This window comes from Sphingobium sp. 22B, assembly GCF_001580035.1.
Classification (GTDB): domain Bacteria; phylum Pseudomonadota; class Alphaproteobacteria; order Sphingomonadales; family Sphingomonadaceae; genus Sphingobium; species Sphingobium fuliginis.
The window spans coordinates 1-17,410 of sequence record NZ_LTAB01000049.1 but is presented as its reverse complement, the minus strand read 5'-3'; the positions used below and the strand labels follow the sequence as shown (position 1 = coordinate 17,410).

General features: G+C 66.3%; 15 protein-coding genes. 8 read left to right on the top strand and 7 right to left on the bottom strand.

Features of this window, described 5'->3' with window-relative positions; all coding sequences use genetic code 11:
• The first annotated feature begins 285 nt into the window (after positions 1-285).
• Genes trpD through glp form a run of 4 tightly spaced genes read left to right on the top strand, consistent with a single transcriptional unit; the run spans position 286 to position 3,726 of the window.
• Positions 286-1,278: an anthranilate phosphoribosyltransferase gene (gene trpD / locus A0J57_RS24020; protein WP_061940622.1), complete on the top strand. Its 993-nt coding sequence runs from the start codon at positions 286-288 to the stop codon at positions 1,276-1,278.
• On the top strand, positions 1,275-2,066 hold the full coding sequence (gene trpC, locus A0J57_RS24015) for an indole-3-glycerol phosphate synthase TrpC (protein ID WP_061940619.1): 792 nt from the start codon (positions 1,275-1,277) through the stop codon (positions 2,064-2,066). The genes trpD and trpC overlap by 4 nt, the downstream gene beginning before the upstream one ends.
• Positions 2,063-2,548, top strand: a complete 486-nt coding sequence (moaC, locus tag A0J57_RS24010) for a cyclic pyranopterin monophosphate synthase MoaC (protein ID WP_025549266.1) — start codon at positions 2,063-2,065, stop codon at positions 2,546-2,548. The genes trpC and moaC overlap by 4 nt, the downstream gene beginning before the upstream one ends.
• Positions 2,545-3,726 (top strand): gephyrin-like molybdotransferase Glp, encoded by a 1,182-nt coding sequence (gene glp / locus A0J57_RS24005; protein WP_061940616.1) that lies wholly within the window; start codon positions 2,545-2,547, stop codon positions 3,724-3,726. Before moaC ends, glp begins: the two co-directional genes overlap by 4 nt.
• 84 nt (positions 3,727-3,810) lie before the next feature.
• Here the strand turns inward: glp and A0J57_RS26735 are convergent, their stop codons facing one another.
• Complete coding sequence (locus tag A0J57_RS26735) at positions 3,811-3,969, bottom strand: hypothetical protein (RefSeq protein WP_165363390.1); 159 nt, start codon at positions 3,967-3,969, stop codon at positions 3,811-3,813.
• A gap of 153 nt (positions 3,970-4,122) precedes the next feature.
• Here A0J57_RS26735 and lexA point away from each other — a divergent pair, with 153 nt between their 5' ends.
• Positions 4,123-4,809 (top strand): transcriptional repressor LexA, encoded by a 687-nt coding sequence (gene lexA, locus A0J57_RS24000; protein ID WP_025549267.1) that lies wholly within the window; start codon positions 4,123-4,125, stop codon positions 4,807-4,809.
• Here lexA and A0J57_RS23995 read toward each other — a convergent pair.
• Positions 4,800-6,944, bottom strand: coding sequence for a ComEC/Rec2 family competence protein (locus A0J57_RS23995; protein WP_061940613.1), 2,145 nt, complete (start codon positions 6,942-6,944; stop codon positions 4,800-4,802). The genes lexA and A0J57_RS23995 overlap by 10 nt on opposite strands.
• A 47-nt stretch (positions 6,945-6,991) precedes the next feature.
• Here A0J57_RS23995 and gltX point away from each other — a divergent pair, with 47 nt between their 5' ends.
• Together gltX and A0J57_RS23985 are read left to right on the top strand one after the other, a co-directional pair.
• Positions 6,992-8,446, top strand: coding sequence for a glutamate--tRNA ligase (gene gltX / locus A0J57_RS23990; RefSeq protein ID WP_044661820.1), 1,455 nt, complete (start codon positions 6,992-6,994; stop codon positions 8,444-8,446).
• A 17-nt stretch (positions 8,447-8,463) separates the two neighbouring features.
• Positions 8,464-9,750: a citrate synthase gene (locus A0J57_RS23985; protein ID WP_025549270.1), complete on the top strand. Its 1,287-nt coding sequence runs from the start codon at positions 8,464-8,466 to the stop codon at positions 9,748-9,750.
• A 205-nt stretch (positions 9,751-9,955) separates the two neighbouring features.
• On the opposite strand, the gene A0J57_RS23980 is transcribed toward A0J57_RS23985, so the two are convergent.
• The 4 genes from A0J57_RS23980 to A0J57_RS23965 form a co-directional block, all read right to left on the bottom strand.
• Complete coding sequence (locus A0J57_RS23980) at positions 9,956-11,338, bottom strand: sensor histidine kinase KdpD (protein WP_061940610.1); 1,383 nt, start codon at positions 11,336-11,338, stop codon at positions 9,956-9,958.
• A complete protein-coding gene (locus A0J57_RS23975; RefSeq protein ID WP_082165991.1) occupies positions 11,338-12,435 on the bottom strand; it encodes a DUF2336 domain-containing protein in 1,098 nt (365 codons plus the stop codon). The genes A0J57_RS23980 and A0J57_RS23975 overlap by 1 nt, the downstream gene beginning before the upstream one ends.
• A 46-nt stretch (positions 12,436-12,481) precedes the next feature.
• Entirely contained in the window at positions 12,482-13,648 is a 1,167-nt protein-coding gene (locus A0J57_RS23970; RefSeq protein WP_044661818.1) for a hypothetical protein, read from the bottom strand.
• A 78-nt stretch (positions 13,649-13,726) separates the two neighbouring features.
• On the bottom strand, positions 13,727-14,029 hold the full coding sequence (locus tag A0J57_RS23965; RefSeq protein WP_025549274.1) for a hypothetical protein: 303 nt from the start codon (positions 14,027-14,029) through the stop codon (positions 13,727-13,729).
• A gap of 80 nt (positions 14,030-14,109) precedes the next feature.
• Between A0J57_RS23965 and A0J57_RS23960 the strand changes: the two genes are divergently transcribed.
• Positions 14,110-16,782 (top strand): hypothetical protein, encoded by a 2,673-nt coding sequence (locus tag A0J57_RS23960; protein ID WP_061940607.1) that lies wholly within the window; start codon positions 14,110-14,112, stop codon positions 16,780-16,782.
• Between the two features lie 85 nt (positions 16,783-16,867).
• Here the strand turns inward: A0J57_RS23960 and A0J57_RS23955 are convergent, their stop codons facing one another.
• Entirely contained in the window at positions 16,868-17,140 is a 273-nt protein-coding gene (locus A0J57_RS23955) for a DUF4242 domain-containing protein (RefSeq protein ID WP_025549276.1), read from the bottom strand.
• Positions 17,141-17,410: the final 270 nt, after the last annotated feature.

The following is a 17,410-nucleotide window of genomic DNA, read 5'->3' as shown; positions in this document are numbered from 1 at the left end:
GATTTGCGGGTTTGCCGCCGCGGTCCCGCCTTCGCGTGATTTGCCGGACTGGCTGATTTGGGTGGATTGCGGACATTCCCCCTCCCGCCTGCGGGAGGGGGAATGTCCGCAATCCACCCAAATCAGCCAGTCCGGCAAATCACGCGAAGGCGGGACCGCGGCGGCAAACCCGCAAATCTCGCCGCCTGCGAACGCATCGCCTAGCGCACCATATTGCGCTGGCATAACGACTTTCGCGCTTCCCCATCTCGACTCCGGCGCCTTCCCATGATTAAGGCAGCGTCGATGACCCGCCTGCCCGATCCCGCCACCCCACTCGACGCGCAACAGGCCGCAAAGGCTTTCGACCTGCTGTTCGACGCCAACCTGCCGGAAGAGGAGATCGCCGGCTTTCTCGTCGCCATGGCCCGGCGTGGCGAGACGGCAACGGAAATCGCCGCCGCGGCCCGCGCCATGCGTAACCGGATGATCCCAGTCACGGCGCCGGCGGGCACGATCGATGTCTGCGGCACGGGCGGCGATGGCCATCATACCCTCAACGTTTCGACCGCCGTTTCGCTGGTGGTCGCGGCGGCGGGCGTGCCCGTGGCCAAGCATGGCAACCGCGCCGCTTCCTCCAAGGCGGGCGCAGCCGATACGCTGGAAGCGCTCGGTCTGGACTTGGATCGCGCCGCCACGACAGCCGAAGCGACGCTGGCCGATCTTGGCATCTGTTTCCTTTTTGCGCAGAATTATCATCCCGCGCTCAAACGGCTTGGCCCCATCCGCAGGGCGATCGGGGAACGCACCATCTTCAACCTGATGGGGCCGCTCGCCAATCCGGCCGGGGTGCGCCGTCAACTGGTCGGCATAGCGCGTCCGGACTATGTCCCCGTCTATGCGGAGGCGCTTGCGGAACTGGGCGTCGATCATGCGATGATCGTTTCCGGCGACGAAGGGCTTGACGAACTGTCGCTGGCCGGCGGCAATGCTCTGGCGGAGGTGAAAGGCAGCAGGCTGGTTGCGACGCGCCGCCTGACCGCCGCCGAACTCGGCCTGTCCACCCATCCGGTCGAGGCGATCAGGGGGGGCGACCCCGCCTATAACGCCGCCGCCCTGCGCGCCCTGTTGCAAGGCGAAGCGGGGCCTTATCGTGACGCGGTGCTGCTGAACGCCGCCGCCGCCCTTGTCGTAGCCGACGCCGTGTCCGATTTCCGCGAAGGCGTGGAGGAAGCCGCCGAAACCATCGACCGCGGCCTTGCCAACGCGCTGCTCAATTGCTGGATAGCCTATAAATGACGAACAAGCTGATCGAAATCTGCGATGTAAAGCGGGAGGAAGTCGCCCGGCGCAAGGCCGCCACGCCGATCTCCTCGCTTCAGGCCCGCGCCGCCGAACAGACGCCGCCACGTGGCTTCCGCAAGGCGCTGGACGGTGCCGCCCGCTCCGGCTTCGGCCTGATCGCGGAGATCAAGAAGGCCAGCCCGTCCAAGGGCCTGATCCGCCCCGATTTCGATCCGCCCGCCCATGCCCGCGCCTATGCGGCGGGTGGCGCGACCTGCCTGTCGGTGCTGACCGACGAACCCTATTTCCAGGGGCATGACGATTATCTGGTCGCGGCCCGATCGGCCTGCGCCCTGCCGGTGCTGCGCAAGGATTTCATGGTCGATCCCTGGCAGGTGCTGGAAAGCCGGTCGCTCGGCGCCGACGCGATCCTGATCATCGTCGCCGCGCTGGACGACAATCAGATGGCGGAGATAGAGGACGCCGCCCTTGGCCTGGGCATGGATGCGCTGGTTGAAGTGCATGATGCGCAGGAACTGGAACGCGCGATGAAGCTCCGCTCGCGCCTGATCGGCGTCAATAATCGCGACCTGCGCGACTTCACGGTCGATTTCGCCCGCACCTACGAACTGGTCGGACAGGCCCCGGAAGGATGCACCTTCGTTGCGGAAAGCGGCATCGGCAGCCATGACGACCTGATCGCCATGTCGGACCATGGCGTGCGCTGCTTTCTGGTGGGGGAAACCCTGATGAGGCAGGCGGATGTCGAAACCGCCACGCGCAGGCTGCTGACGGGGCGATGAGCAAGCTCACCCATCTGGACGAGGAGGGGTCGGCCCATATGGTCGATGTTTCCGCCAAGGCGACGACCGCGCGCAAGGCTGTCGCGAGCGGCCGCATCAGCATGAGTCCCGATGCAGCAGCAGCGATCGAGCAGGGATTGGTGAAGAAGGGCGATGTTCTGGCCGTGGCCCGCGTGGCGGGCATCATGGCGGCCAAGCGGACCGCCGACCTCATCCCGCTCTGCCACCCGATTCCGCTCAGTTCGGTCAGCATCGACCTCGATCTCGACGGCAGCGGCGTGACCGTGACGGCGACCGCGAAGACCGCCGGTCAGACCGGCGTGGAAATGGAGGCGCTGACCGCCGCGTCGGTCGCGTTGCTGACGGTCTATGACATGGCCAAGGCGCTGGACAAGGGCATGATCATCAGCGACGTGCGCCTGCTGGCCAAGAGCGGCGGCAAGTCCGGCGACTGGACGGCTGGGGACGGGCCGGCGTCATGAGCCTGCTTCCGGTCGCGGAGGCGCAAAGCCGCCTGATGGCGCTGGCAAGGCCGCTGCCGATGGAGCATATGCCCATTCCCGCCTGCGCCGGACGATGGCTGAAAGAAGATGTCGTTGCGCTGCGTGATCAGCCCTGGGCCGATCTTTCCGCCATGGACGGCTATGCCGTGCGCGCCGCCGAATGGCCCGGGCCATGGCAGGTCGCCGCCGAAAGCGCGGCGGGCGGCCCGCCGCCTCCGCCCCTCGAGCCCGGCCAGGCCTGCCGCATCTTCACCGGCGCGCCCTTGCCGCAGGGCGCCGACAGCATCCTGATTCAGGAAAACGCCGCGCGCGAGGGAGACATGCTGCGCGGGCTGGAGGAGGCGCTGACGAAGGGCCGCCATGTGCGTCCGGCCGGTTCCGACTTCCGCAAGGACGGCCTTTTGCTGAAGGCCGGCAGCGCATTGGGGGCGGCGCAGATCGCGCTCGCCGTGCTGGGCGGGCATGGGACGCTGCCCGTATCGCGGCGGGCCCGGGTCGCCCTGCTCTCGACAGGCAACGAACTCGTGCCCCCCGGTGCGCCGACGCAGCCCGGCCAGCTTCCCTCCTCCAACGCTCCCATGCTGGCCGCCCTGCTCGCCGGCCTTTCCTGCGATGTCATCGATATGGGGATCGTGCCGGACGATCTCCCCGGCATGATCCAGGCCTTTGCCCACGCCAGCCAGGCGGACATCATCGTTTCGACCGGCGGCGCATCGGTGGGCGATCACGACATCGTCCGCCCGGCTTTCGTCCAGGCCGGGGGCTCGCTCGATTTCTGGAAAATCCGCATGCGTCCGGGCAAGCCGTTGATGGCGGGGACATTGGGTTCCGCCGTCTTCCTGGGCCTGCCGGGCAATCCGGTATCAGCCTTCGTGACGGCGACGCTGTTCCTGTTGCCGCTGGTCCGCAACATGATGGGCGCGGCATCGCCCCTGCCCCGCACCGCGCCGGCGACGCTCGCCGCGCCGCTGCCCGCCACGGGGGAACGCGACGATTACCTTCGCGCCTTCCGCACGGAAGCGGGCATCGTTTCCGTGACATCGCAGGACAGCGCCGCCACCGCGGCCATGGCGATGGCCGACTGCCTCATCCTGCGACCTGCCGGCTCTGCTCCGGCCGCCGCCGGCGATCCCGTCACGGTTCTTCCCCTCGCATAAGGAAAGGGGCCGCCGCGCGACCCCTTCCAATGCAGTCCTGACGGATGGCGGCGATGTCAGCCATGCTGGACCGCCGCCGTTCCTTCAGCGCTGCTGCTTGCCGGGCGACTTGTCCTGACGGCGTTCATCGCCCATCTGGCCCTGCCGGTCTTCCTGCTGCTGCTGGCGTCCACCCTGGCTGGAGCGGTCGCCGCCCTGCTGGTCGCGACGTTGACCGCCGCCCTGGTTGTTCTGGTTGGCCATCTTTCTCTCCTATTCACCTTCTTCGTGGAAGGCAGGCGTTAAACGGCCTGCGGCCTTCCGCGTTCCAGCAAAAGCGCCCAACGGTTAGGCGCTTGACTTGCCCCGTTCCGTTTCCTATGCGTTCTCCATCCGTTCCAAGGAGGGCAAGGCGAGATGTTGACACCCAAGCAACAGGAATTGCTGAGCTTCATTCAGACCCGGCTGGAGGAGGGAGGCGTATCCCCCTCTTTCGAGGAGATGAAGGAAGCGCTGGACCTGCGGTCCAAATCCGGCATCCACCGCCTGATCAATGCGTTGGAGGAACGCGGCTTCATCCGCCGCCTGCCCAATCGCGCCCGCGCACTGGAAGTGCTCAAACTGCCCGATGCCATGCATCGCGCTCCCAAGGTCGTCGTGCCTGCCAAGCCGCCGCTGACGCCCGGTCCAGCGGCCAGCAGGCCCCCGGTCGCCGCCAACGACATATTGGAGATTCCGCTGCACGGCCGGATCGCGGCGGGCGTGCCGATCGAGGCGCTGGAGGGGCAGAACATGCTTTCCGTTCCCGCCGCGCTGCTGGGCACCGGGGATCATTATGCGCTGGAAGTGGCGGGGGATTCAATGGTCGAAGCGGGCATTCTGGACGGCGATTTCGCGCTTATCCAGCGCACCGACGTCGCGCGCGAGGGGCAGATCGTGGTCGCCCTGATCGACGAAAATGAAGCGACGCTGAAATATTTCCGGCGTGAGGGCCCGAAGGTCAGGCTCGATCCCGCCAACAGCGCCTATGAACCGCAAATCTACGACCCTCGGCAGGTTCGCATCCAGGGCAAGCTGGCAGGGTTGCTGCGCCGCTATAACTGATGCTTCCTGTATTCGCGCGGCCGGCTGGAAGGCCGCGCGACCCAGGGGTGCTCGTCATGCCACGCCTTCGCGCTGCGCATGGTGCCATGGTCCAGATCGATGGTCAGGCCACCCGTCCTGGCGAGGAAGCGTCGATCCACCTTCAGCCAGCGTGGGCGACAGGCGCCCGGCAGGCGGCGGTCGCTGACGACGATGTCTGAATAGGCGCAATCCCGCGCCAGTATCGCATTATCGATCCTCACGCTGCTTCGCGTCAGCAACAGGTTCCAGTTCCGGCCCCCTCCCTTCAGGCGAACGGCGCATAGATCGGGAGAACAGCGAGCCTGGGGCAGCGTCGTCAATGCCTGCAAGATACCATCATAACCCGCGCTTTCCGCCATGACGTCGCGCGCATAGCCGCCGGCGCGAGCCCGCAGCATCGCCATGCCGCCATCGGCAGTGCGCACCGCGACATGCCGGCCGTCCCCGCTTATCAATATGTCGGGCATCGGGCTGGTCAGCACCATCATGACGCCGGTGGTCACGGGCATCAGACCCGCCCAGCGCCACCGGCTTCGCCATAGCAGGCACCACAGCATGCCCAGCAGCATCAGGCCGAACACCACGCCCGACTGGGCGGGCGCCAGAACCACCGCCCAAGGGCTGGACGCCACGCCATGGGCAATCAGCAACAGCAGGTCGATCGATCGCGCGGCAAGCCACCAGAAGGGCGCACCCCACCCGCCTAGGTCCAGCAGCAAGGCCGTCGCCTCCAGCGGCATGACCACCAGGGTCGTAAGCGGTATGGCCACCAGATTGGCGATCGACCCCAACATGCCCGCCTTGTGGAAATGGAACAGCGCGATCGGCGCCAGCACCAGCTCCACGACCAGGCCGGTCGCCAGCATGCCCGCAAGATTGCGTCCGATCCGGCGCCCCACCCCTTCGTCACGCGGCGCGAGAAAGGCGCGGAAGGCGGGATGCTCGCCCAGCGACACCAGGGCTATCACGGCCGCGAAGCTCATCTGGAAGCTCGGCCCCACCAGTACTTCTGGCCAGAGGATCAGCACCACCAGCGCCCCCGCCGCCACGAGCCTGAGCGTGATTGCGTCCCGTCCCATCGCCAGTCCGCCCAGCACAAGCAGGGCAGCGACGCAGGATCGCACGGTCGGCACCTCTGCGCCGGTCAGAAGCGTATAGCCGATGCCCGCCAGAGCGCCGCCGCCCGCGGCCAGCAGCATCAGCGGCCAGTCGAGAGCCGCCCGGCGGCTGAGCGCCATCAGCCGCATCAGCAGGAAGATCACCGCAGCGATCAGGGCCGTGACATGCAGACCGCTGATCGACAGCAGATGCGCAAGGCCGCTCCGCCGCATCGCCTCCGCATCTGCCTGCGCGATCGCGCCCTGATCGCCGGTGGCCAGGGCAGCGGCGATGCCGGCGCCCTGTCCCGGAACGCGCTCCAGGATATGCTCGAACAGACGCGCCCTCAACCGGGGGCCGGCCGTGGCCGGCCGCAGGACCGTAACCGGCGGCAGCACACGCCCGGTCGCGCCGACGCCCTCGAAATAGGCGCGGCGCGCAAAATCATAGCCGCCCGGCAGGCTGGGCGGCGCAGGCGGCATCAGCCTTGTGCGGAAGGCTATGATGGCTCCCTCTCCGACCCCCGGCGGCATCGACGCATCGTCAAGATTGACGCGCACCAGGGGCGGCAGGGCAGGCACGCCGACAGGCCGGACCAGCACGCGACTCATGTGCTGCGCGGGCAGCCTTTCGACCGACCGGACCTCCCCCTTCAGCGAGATGAAGGCCGGGCGGTCGAGGGGCGGCGATCCGACGATCATCGCTTTCCCCCAGACCAGCAGGCACCCCGCACAGGCAAGAATGCCACCGACGACGATCGCCTGACGCACCCGGCCACCGGGCGGCAAAAGCAGCGCGGCGCAGGCAACCGCAAGCGTCACGCAGCAAAAGGCCAGCCATTCCAGCCGATTAGGCAGAAGGAACCAGGCCGCGATTCCCGCAGCCAGGGCGACCGGAACCCATAGCGGCAACCGTTCGCGCTCCTCCTCCAGCCACAGCTCCACGCCGCGCCAAATCCGCGCCGCTTTCACCCGGGCCGAACTGACAACGGAGGTTTGTCGTGGCTCGAAAGCCATGCTAGGGGGCGTCGCGATCATGGATGGGTCGGGTGGTATCCGGGCGAATGGCAGGGAATGAAACGGTGAGTGCTACAGGTTCGAACAAGCAGGTAGTAACCCGTTTTGCGCCGTCGCCTACCGGTTTTCTTCACATCGGCGGCGCGCGCACCGCGCTATTCAACTGGCTGTTCGCGCGTCATCACGGCGGCAAGTTCCTGCTGCGGATCGAGGACACCGACCGGGCCCGCTCCACCGAGGAAGCGGTCGCCGCGATCTTCGACGGGCTGGAATGGCTGGGGCTGGGCGGCGACGAACCGGCGGTTTTCCAGTTCGAGCGCACGCCCCGCCATGCCGAAGTGGCGAACCAGATGCTCGCCTCCGGCCATGCCTATCGCTGCTACGCGACACCCGAGGAACTGGCGGAACTGCGCGAGCGGCAGCGCGCCGCCAAGCAGCCGATGCGCTATGACGGACGGTGGCGGGACCGCGATCCTTCCGAAGCCCCGGAAGGCGCGCCTTTCGTCATCCGCCTGAAAGCGCCGCGCGAAGGCGAGACTGCGATCGAGGACGCCGTGCAGGGCCGCGTCGTCGTCCAGAATGCGGAGCTGGACGACATGATCCTGCTGCGTTCGGACGGCACGCCCACCTATATGCTGGCGGTGGTGGTCGACGACCATGACATGGGCGTCACCCATGTCATTCGCGGCGACGACCATCTCAACAATGCGTTCCGCCAGCTAGGCATCATAAAGGCGATGAATTGGGAAGAGCCCATCTACGCCCATATCCCGCTGATCCATGGGGCCGACGGCGCGAAGCTGTCCAAGCGGCACGGCGCGCTTGGCGTCGATGCCTATCGCGACGAGTTGGGCATGCTGCCCGAAGCGGTGTTCAACTATCTGCTGCGACTCGGCTGGGGCCATGGCGACGAGGAGATCATTTCCCGCGAGCGTGCGGTGGAACTCTTTGATATTTCAGGTGTCGGCCGCTCGCCCTCTCGCTTCGACATCAAGAAGCTGGAGAATCTGAACGGCCATTATCTGCGCGAGGCGGATGACGCACGCCTTGCCGCGCTGGTCGCGCCAAGGGTTGCGGCAAGGTTGAACATCGATCTGCCGGAGGATGGCGAGAAACGGCTTGCCGAGGCCATGCCGTCGCTCAAGCCGCGCGCCAGGACGCTTAACGAAATTGCGGAGGGCGCCGAATTCTTGTTCAAAAATTGCCCGCTCGATTTTGACGAGAAGGCGCTTGCTCTGCTAGACGATTCCGCACGCGCGCTGCTGGGACAGACAGCCGACGCTCTTGCACCTGTCCAGTCCTGGACGGTCGAAGCGATCGAAGAAGCCATTCGCCGCGTGGCAGAGGATGCCGGCCTCGGGCTTGGAAAGGTCGCGCAGCCTTTGCGCGCGGCGCTGACCGGTCGCACGGTTTCGCCGGGAATTTTCGACGTCCTTTTCCTTCTGGGGAAGACGGAGAGCTTGGAACGATTGGCCGCTGTGAGGCACGCATCGGCCAATTGAAGTATCAGGAGAATACCATGTCGGATAACAATGCCACTTTGAGCGTCGACGGCAACGCGAAAGACTATGCCATTCTGAACGGCACGGTCGGACCGCAGGTCATCGACGTTCGCAAGCTCTACGCCAACACCGGCATGTTTACCTACGACCCCGGCTTCACCTCGACCGCGAGCTGCGATTCGGGCCTGACCTATATCGACGGCGACGCCGGTGTGCTGCTGCATCGCGGCTATCCGATCGACCAGCTTGCCGAACAGTCGAGCTTCATGGAAGTGTCCTACCTCCTCCTCAACGGCGAACTGCCCTCGAAGAAGGAACTGGAGGATTTCACGCGCACCATCACGCGCCACACCATGGTGCATGAGCAGCTCACCACCTTCTACCGCGGTTTCCGCCGCGATGCCCACCCGATGGCGATCATGTGCGGCGTGGTCGGCGCGCTCTCGGCCTTCTATCACGACTCCACCGACATCAACGATCCGGAACAGCGCAAGATCGCCAGCCACCGCCTGATCGCCAAGATGCCGACGATCGCGGCGATGGCGTATAAATATTCGGTGGGCCAGCCCTTCGTCTATCCGCGCAACGACCTCAGCTACACCGCCAACTTCCTGAACATGACCTTCTCGGTCCCGGCGGAGGAATATGTCATCGATCCGGTCGTCGTCGACGCGATGGACAAGATCTTCACGTTGCACGCCGACCATGAACAGAACGCGTCCACATCGACCGTGCGTCTGGCCGGCTCGTCCGGCGCCAACCCCTTCGCGTGCATCGCGGCGGGCATCGCCTGCCTCTGGGGTCCGGCGCATGGCGGCGCCAACGAAGCCGCGCTCAACATGCTGCGCGAAATCGGCACCGTCGACCGCATTCCGGAATATATCGCCCGCGCCAAGAACAAGGACGATCCGTTCCGCCTGATGGGCTTCGGCCATCGCGTCTACAAAAATTACGATCCGCGCGCGACCGTGATGCAGAAGACCGCGAAGGACGTCCTGGCGAAGCTGGGCGTCGACGATCCGATCTTCGACGTGGCGAAGGAACTGGAGCAGATCGCGCTTCACGATCCTTATTTCATCGAAAAGAAGCTCTATCCGAATGTCGACTTCTATTCGGGCGTGATCCTCTCGGCCATCGGTTTCCCGACCGAGATGTTCACCGTGCTCTTCGCCCTTGCCCGCACCGTCGGCTGGGTCGCGCAGTGGAACGAAATGATCTCCGACCCTGCGCAGAAGATCGGCCGTCCGCGCCAGCTCTACACCGGCCCGGCGCAACGCGATTATGTCCCCGTCGACAAGCGCTAGGCTGCACCGGCAATAAGGCAGGGAAGCGGCGTCCGTTTGGGCGCCGCTTTTATTTTGGCGGGGAGTTGGCCGGTTGCTGACAGGGAGCGCCCCATGATCCCGCACAGGCGGGAACCCGGTCCCCGCTTCAAGGGATCATTGCCCCGTCTGATCCGTGCTCGTCCTTGGCAGGTGCACCGTTTACCCAGACCGAAATCGATGTCCGCTATACGCCCAAAGCCGGAAGCAGCAGCGAGAACCGCGCCCCGCCTTCGGGCGCGTCGTCGATACGGATGTCGCCGCCCATGGCGCGCGCCAGACGCCGCGAAATGTAGAGCCCAAGGCCGCTGCCGCCCGCGTCGCTGCGGCCCAGTCGCTCGAACTTGTCGAAGATGCGTTCCCTGCTGTCGGCGGCTATGCCATCGCCCTGGTCCAGCACCGCGATCCAGGCCTCGCCGTCGGACCGCCCTGTCTCTATCCGAACGGCAGACCCTTCGGGCGCATAGCGCACGGCGTTGCCTACAAGGTTCATCAGGATCTGCAAGGCGCGGCGAAATTCACCGATGGCCGGCTCCGCGACCGTCAGCGCAGGGGCGAGGATGCTGATCCCCCGATCCTGCGCCTTTACGAGGAACAGCCCGGCGGCCCGCCGCCCGACATCGGCCAGATCGATCTCTTCCGCGGTCACGCTGAAATCCGGCCGGTCGATCGCCTGCAGGTCCGCCAGATCGTCGATCAGCGCCATCAGATGACGCCCCGCCGCCGAAATGTCGCTGGCATAGCCCAGATAGTCCGGCCGCAACGGCCCCTCCAGTTGCGCGCCGATCGAATCCGCATTGGCGATGATCCGTCCCAAAGGCCGTCGCAAAGATCGGTCCAGCCTCTTCCCGAACTCGGCGGGATAGAATGGCAGCGGTTCCGGCGTGGCGAGCGGCGCCGTCACCGCGCGGTCGACGGGCAAAGCCTTGCCGCGATAACCCACCAACTGACCCGCGAGATCGAACATCGGAAAGCCCGACAGCATGAAGCGCTGCGCCGGATCGCTCGTCAATCCCGCCACCTGATCGCGAAAGGCGCGCCGCTGCGCGAAGCCGCGCAGGATCGCCAGGTCGCCTTCGGCATCCGGGCGCAATTCGAAATAGCTCGTGAAGCGGCTGCCCGGCAAAGGCGGGGCGGATGGCAATGCGCCCTCGCCGCCCAACCCCTCATGCACCATCTGGAAGCGCAACTGGGTGTCGATCTGCCACGTCCAGCCGTCGGACAGGGCAGCGATGTCGGTCTCTCGCCGCGCCAGATCCAGCGGCGCCGCGACCGCCTGCCGCTCATGCCAGTCGATGATGGAAAGCTGCACCCGTTCGGCCTCGGGCTTGGCGCGCACCCACATGTCGATGTCACCACGCTCCGCCGCGGCCACGACCGGGCGGGACAGGGCAATGCCCAGATGCGCCGCCAGCCGCGCCATCGCCGCCAATTGCGGGACCGCCAGCGCGCTGCCGAGATCGCCGCCCGCCTCCTGTTGAAGGGCGAGCACGGGTGCATCCGCACTCAGCAGCCGGCCATCCGCAGCAACCGTCGCCCGGATGATGGCGGGATGCGCGGGCATGTTCATCAACCGGCGATCCGCCGCAGATGATCCAGCTTGGCCCGCAGCGCCGCAGGCGCGCGCAGGGCGCCCACCGTCGCGTCGGCCTGCGTTACGCTCAATTCCTGATAGCGCATGGCTTCCCCGACGATGGTCGCATCGGACAAGGAAGGCCGCACCGGCCGCAATGCCAGCAATAATTGCCGGTAGTCGCTGTCCGATCCCCCGAGCGCCCGGCATAGAGCGGCAACCTGCCCCACCGGACCCATGACCAGGATGTCCGCGACCTGCGCGCTCTCCATCCGCAACCGGCGCCCGGCGAGCGCGGCGAACAGCAGGAAATGCCTGTGCTGCAACGCGGCGGCCATCAGTTCGGGCGCATCGGCGCGCTCGCCCAATTGACGGACCAGCCTGTCCGCCGCCGCGATGGGCCCCTGCGCCTCGTCATGCCGGATCAGTTGGCGTTGCGCCGCGGCTTCGACCAGCGGCACCACCGCTTCCGCTTCGATCAGGCCGCTCCGCTGGACGATCGCTGCCAGGCAGGCGGCCGCCGTCCACAGCAGTTCCGCAAAGAAGCCGGCCGGCAGATCGGGCTGCATCGGCTGATCCTCCGCCGCGGTCATCAGCCAGCGCCCTTCCGCCAGCATCAGCGCGGCAAGCGCTTCGCCCAAGGCGGGATCGTCGGCGGGGAAGAGCGACTCCGCCTCCGATTCGCTGCCCGAACCGCCATCGGGCCCGCCGAACTGGCGCAGCATCAGGCTGATCCCGCCCCGCATCTGCATATGGGCGAGCAGCGCCGGCCCCAACAGGGTCGGCTGCGCGCGCAGCGTCGGCCAGCAAACGGGTTGCGGCCATTGCGCCAACGCCGCCGCGATTTCCGGCCTATCCTCCAGCGCCAGACGCAATCCGATCTCCATTGCGGTCAGGCATCCGCCAAGATGCCGCCGGGTCTCCGCCACCAGAGCGTCGTGCCGCTCCCGCCCGTCGTCAGGAAAGAAAAACGCCAGATCAATGGCATGGCCGACAGGCACGGCGGACATGCCCGCCATGACTTGCGCCATCGGCCAGCAGTCCGCCCGGGTCGGTCCGATCAGGGACGAAAAGGCGCTCATGCCGGCCAGCATAATGGCACGTCGTTAAAATGCACTAAACCGTAACGAGCAAAATCGCTCAATTCCGGCGGAGCAGGATCATCGTTCCAAGCGACCCGATGGCGCACAGCGTCGTCAGGTCGAACATCGGCCCCAGCGCCCCGGCCAGCGACGCCAGCAGCAGGGGAATGAGCGCGCTGGCGGGCGTGAAGATCATCCACGGCCGCAACGGCCCGGTTTTCTGCCAGCGATCCGCCATCTGGATGATCGCCAGCATCAGCGCCAGATAGGCCGCCGTCGTTCCTCCGCCCGCGAGCGCGATCCCGCCAAGCGCGAAGGCCGGCGCGATAAAGGCCATCCAGCCCATGGGCAACGGCCGCAGCGCCATCTCGTCCAGCCGATCCGCGGTTTCCGCCAGCAACAGCGACAGCAGCAGCAGGCAGAAGCCCGTCCCTGTCCACAGCAGTTCGATCGGCACCAGCGCAATCGCACCCAGCGCCATGGCGGCGATCCGCACCTGCAGCGCCGGAACCTGCATGCGCATCAGCGCCGGGCTGATCAACCGGGCGGCCGGGCCCAGCAGATATTGTTCGGCCGCGCCCCTGACGCGCCGAAGCCGCGGCCCGCCGGAAAGCACCGCCTGAGCGGCCAGGTCCGCCTGCTCCTGCGTCTCCACCAGCGCGACGCGCCCTTCCATCAGGTCGTCCTGCGGCACGGTGATCCGGCGCGCGCCGGCCTGAACAGCGCCCCGCACGAGGGTCAACGCCAGATCCCAGTCCCCGATCATGTCGAGCGTGTTGAACAGCAGGTCCGGACTGACCCGGACCAGGCCGGCCCAGCGCTGTCCGGCATCGATCCGTTCGAACGGCGCGCTGGCCCGGCTGTCGTCCGCCACCAGCAGCGCATCGCCCTGCTGAGCGGCCATCGCCTCGAAATAACCCTGTCCGATGATCGCCCCGTCCGCGACGAGCAGCGTGTCCGCGTCGCGGGGCGCATCGCGCACCATCGAAACCATGTCGCGGACCAGCGCGACGGCGATGCCGTCCGCCGACAGCCGGTCGACGGCCTGCGACAGGGCGGGCGTGATGACGCTGACCAGGATCATCACCCGGTCGGCGCCCGCGCGCACCGCCTGCCGCGCCTGATATTCGACCAGCGTCTGCCCGGCGAAATGCAGGCTGGCGCGCAGCGACCCGGCCGAATCGCCACCGGCCCGGCTCGCGCTGAGAATAGCCGCAAAAGTCATGCGTGTTGAAACCGACCCGATCGTTGTTCAGCCCACCTTGTTACAAGGCGGAGGCAATCACGCAAGCAGCCTCACGCCTCAACGCTGCGCAAGATCGTCAAGCGCGGCACGCAAGCGCCGCAATATGCGTGGGTCGCCCGGCGCCGCGTCGGCCGCTTCATCGGCCATCGCCATCAGGCCGGTGAGGCCGAAACTGGCCGCCAGCCCCTTCAGCCGCCAGGCGGCAAGCTGCCAGTTCGCATCGCATCGCGACCGCCCCAGCAGATCGACCTGCCGCTCCGCGCTTTCCATGAAGGCGACGCGCAGATCCTCGATCAACGGTCTGTCGTCACCGACAGCGGCGGCAAGAGCGGCATTCAGGGCGCCTGGATCATAGGACATGGGGTCAACGCTATCTGGCTTGCGTTAAGTTTTGGTAACAGGGCATTTTCGTGCGCGCAAAAGCTGCTAGGATAGGACGCATGAATGGGGGCAGCACAATCGTCGAATTCTGGCGGGACAAGGACGCAGCGACCGATGATACGGCGCAGGCAGACGACGCCTTGCTTTTGAAACAGGCCGTTCTTGACCTGGAGGATGAGGGCGTGCCTGCGGAAAGCGGCGAGCATGGGATGCGCGCCGCGACATGGGCATTCCCCGCCGCCGGCCTTGGCTGGATCGGCTTTGCCGGTTGGGCGACGCTGTCCTCCGGACAATGGCGCGCCGGGCCCGCGGCGTGGCCGGGGCTGGTCGCGACCATCCTGGTCCCGCTCATCCTGCTCGGCGTCTGTTATCTGCTGCTGCTGCGGAACAGCCGCAGCGAAGCCCGCCGCTATCTCGACACCGCCCGCGCGCTCAGGACCGAGGCGGAACTGCTGGAGCTGCGCGTCGCCCGAATCGCCGGCCAGTTGGAAACCGCACGCCAGAGCATGCAGGATCAGGCGGAACTGCTCGACAGCTATGGCGCCGCCGCCAGCAGCAATATGGAGGCGTCGGCCGAACTGATCGCAAGCCGCGCCAACAGCACCGCCGAACGCGCCGAGTCCGCCGAACGCGCCGGGCTGGCGCTCGTCCAGCGGATGGAAGCGCTGGTCGCCTCCATCCCGGAGCTGGAGGATCGCGCGACGCGCATGTCCGCGCAGATCATCGACAATGGCCACGCCCTGTCGGAACGCATCGACATGTTGGAGGCTCGGCTGCATGCATTGGGCGAGTTGTCGGACGATGCCCGCAGCCGCACGCTTTCGGCAACCAAGAGCCTTTCGAGCCAGCTTATCGAGCTTCAGGAAGCCACGCGCTCGGCCACGCAGGAAGTGACCGGCATGGCCGATGTCGCTTCGGGCCGGATCGAGGCGACGACCCTGAGCGCGCGCAAGGCGATGGAGGAGAGCTGGCTCGACATCGAGCAGAAGTCGATCGTGCTGACCGGCCTTACCGATCGCACCAAGTCGGAAATAGCAGAGACCACCCAGTCGGTCATCGCCCTGCTGACGCAGGAGTTGAACCGCGTCGAGATCGACGTGCTGCACCGTCTGGAAACCACCCATGGGCGCGCGCAGGAAACCATGGCGGCGGTCGACGCCAATCTGACCGCGCAGGCCGCGTCGCTCAAGGCGCTGATCGAGGGTGCGCAGGCCGGCATTGCTGCCACCAGCCAATCCGCCCTCTCCACCCTGGCGCGCGACGCCGAAACCGTGGAGGCCGAACTGCGCCGGCGGGTGGAAGCGGCTATTGCGCAAACCCATGAAGGCATCAGGCTGACCGACGACGGCATCGCCCGCCATGGCGCGGCGCTGGAGGCGCTCATCGCCCGGTCGCGCGACAGCATCGCCGCCATCGGGGATGAGACCGTCACCAGTATAGCGGATCATGTGGGCGAGATCGAAAACCGCCTGCACCAGATCAACGATCTGGTCGAAGGCCAGCGCACGCTTGTATCGGGCCTGCAAAGCAGCCTGGACGATGCGGTCGATTCCGCGCAGTCGCGCTTTGCGGCGATGGAACAGTCAGCCCTCGCCCGCAATGAGCGGTTGACCGAAGCGTTGTCGCGCCTGACCGCCGAAACGCAGCGCATCGATGCCGCCCTGGGGGCTGGCGGCCTGACCGCCGAAAAGCTGATCGGCAGTGCGGAGACGCTGATGGTCGCGCTTGATTCCAGCGTGCGCGAACTCGACGAAACCTTTCCTGCCGCGCTCCAGCGCTTCAACGGCCGGATCGAGACCAGCCGCACCCTGCTCGACAGCGCCGCGCCGGAGATCGAACGGCTGGAGGCCATTTCGGAGGCGTTGCTCGGGCGCACGCAGGAGGCCGAGGAATTGCTGCGCGGCCAGGGACGCCGCCTGACCGAATGGCTGGAAAGCACGCAAAGCGGCGTGGATGCCAATCGCGAACTGGTGGAGAAGCTGCGCAGTGCGCTCGACAACGCGCATCAGGACGCGACGCGCATCACCGAAGGCGCGGGACCGCTGCTCGTCACCGCCCTGCTCCGCGTCAAGGATACCGCCGATCAGGCGGCCGAACGCGCCCGCCAGGCGCTCAGCCGCGCCATTCCCGAAGCGGCGGAGGCGCTTGCCGACGCCAGCGAGCAGGCGATGCAGCGCGCCATCGACGAAAAGGTCACGGCCCAGATCGAAATGGTCGCCAGGGTGGCGGAGGAAGCGGTGAAGGCCGCGCATCAGGCATCCGACCGCCTGACCCGCCAGCTCCTGACCATCGCGGACACCAGCGCCAGCGTGGAAGCGCGGATTGAGGAAGCGGAGCGCGCCGCCGAAGACCGCGACCGCGACCATTTCGCCCGACGGTCGGCGCTGATCATCGAATCGCTCAACAGCACGGCGATCGACGTATCGAAGATACTCTCCAACGATATCACCGACTCGGCCTGGTCAGCCTATCTGAAGGGCGATCGCGGCGTCTTCACCCGCCGCGCGGTCAAGCTGCTGGACGCGGGCGAATCCCGCGAAATCGCCCTGCATTACGACAATGATCCTGAATTTCAGGAGCATGTGAACCGCTATATCCACGATTTCGAATCGATGCTGCGGATCATCCTGTCGGCCCGCGACGGCAATGCGCTGGGCGTTGCGATCCTTTCATCGGACATGGGCAAGCTCTATGTCGCGCTGGCGCAGGCGATCGAAAGACTGCGGCAATAGGTCTTCGAAGCTTGGCGATAATTCTGCCATCGCCCGCTGCCTGAGCATGCGTGCCTCGCAGCGCACCCTGTCGCCCCGAACAAATTCAGTCCGCTGTCGTCGGATCGATCGTCGCGCGTATCTGGGCGATGCTGTTGGCCGGGAATCCCGCCATGTCCGCATGCCGGCGGATCAATTCCTCGCTGGGCGCACGATAGACGCAATAGATCTTGTCGTCGGTGACATAGCTGTGAACCCATTGAATATCCGGGCCCAGCTGACGCAGCACATTGCAGGAGCCCTGCGACGCGCCCTTGAGCTGCTCGCCCGATAATTGGCCGACGCCGGGCATGTCCCGTTCAATCACGAATTGCGGCATGATGTCCTCCCCTGTCTGACAGGCGCGTGGATCATAGACCCTTCATGCTCCCTGTTCGAGGGCGATATTGGGCTAGAGCGCCCTGCGTTAAATCGTGCGCAGGCCACGCGCTCTAAGCTTTTGTTGTCGCATCCTTTCAAGCGCAAAGCCGGTTCACACTTTTGCGCACGATGCTCTAGGGTTTGTGGGGATTCATCGTGAGTTGATGATGGCTGCGGCGAGATAGATCATTGCAGAGAAGCTCTGGTCGGTTTTGCAGGCACGCATAGC

Bases quoted from the DNA above. Each gene is read 5' to 3' on its own strand.
- glp (WP_061940616.1), top strand. From the start codon at position 2,545: ATGAGCCTGCTTCCGGTCGCGGAGGCGCAAAGCCGCCTGATGGCGCTG.
- A0J57_RS23980 (WP_061940610.1), bottom strand. From the start codon at position 11,338: ATGAACATGCCCGCGCATCCCGCCATCATCCGGGCGACGGTTGCTGCG.
- A0J57_RS23965 (WP_025549274.1), bottom strand. From the start codon at position 14,029: ATGTCCTATGATCCAGGCGCCCTGAATGCCGCTCTTGCCGCCGCTGTC.
- A0J57_RS23975 (WP_082165991.1), bottom strand. From the start codon at position 12,435: ATGCTGGCCGGCATGAGCGCCTTTTCGTCCCTGATCGGACCGACCCGG.
- A0J57_RS23985 (WP_025549270.1), top strand. From the start codon at position 8,464: ATGTCGGATAACAATGCCACTTTGAGCGTCGACGGCAACGCGAAAGAC.
- A0J57_RS26735 (WP_165363390.1), bottom strand. From the start codon at position 3,969: ATGGCCAACCAGAACAACCAGGGCGGCGGTCAACGTCGCGACCAGCAG.
- A0J57_RS23970 (WP_044661818.1), bottom strand. From the start codon at position 13,648: ATGACTTTTGCGGCTATTCTCAGCGCGAGCCGGGCCGGTGGCGATTCG.
- trpC (WP_061940619.1), top strand. From the start codon at position 1,275: ATGACGAACAAGCTGATCGAAATCTGCGATGTAAAGCGGGAGGAAGTC.
- trpD (WP_061940622.1), top strand. From the start codon at position 286: ATGACCCGCCTGCCCGATCCCGCCACCCCACTCGACGCGCAACAGGCC.
- moaC (WP_025549266.1), top strand. From the start codon at position 2,063: ATGAGCAAGCTCACCCATCTGGACGAGGAGGGGTCGGCCCATATGGTC.
- A0J57_RS23955 (WP_025549276.1), bottom strand. From the start codon at position 17,140: ATGCCGCAATTCGTGATTGAACGGGACATGCCCGGCGTCGGCCAATTA.
- A0J57_RS23960 (WP_061940607.1), top strand. From the start codon at position 14,110: ATGAATGGGGGCAGCACAATCGTCGAATTCTGGCGGGACAAGGACGCA.
- gltX (WP_044661820.1), top strand. From the start codon at position 6,992: ATGGCAGGGAATGAAACGGTGAGTGCTACAGGTTCGAACAAGCAGGTA.
- A0J57_RS23995 (WP_061940613.1), bottom strand. From the start codon at position 6,944: ATGGCTTTCGAGCCACGACAAACCTCCGTTGTCAGTTCGGCCCGGGTG.
- lexA (WP_025549267.1), top strand. From the start codon at position 4,123: ATGTTGACACCCAAGCAACAGGAATTGCTGAGCTTCATTCAGACCCGG.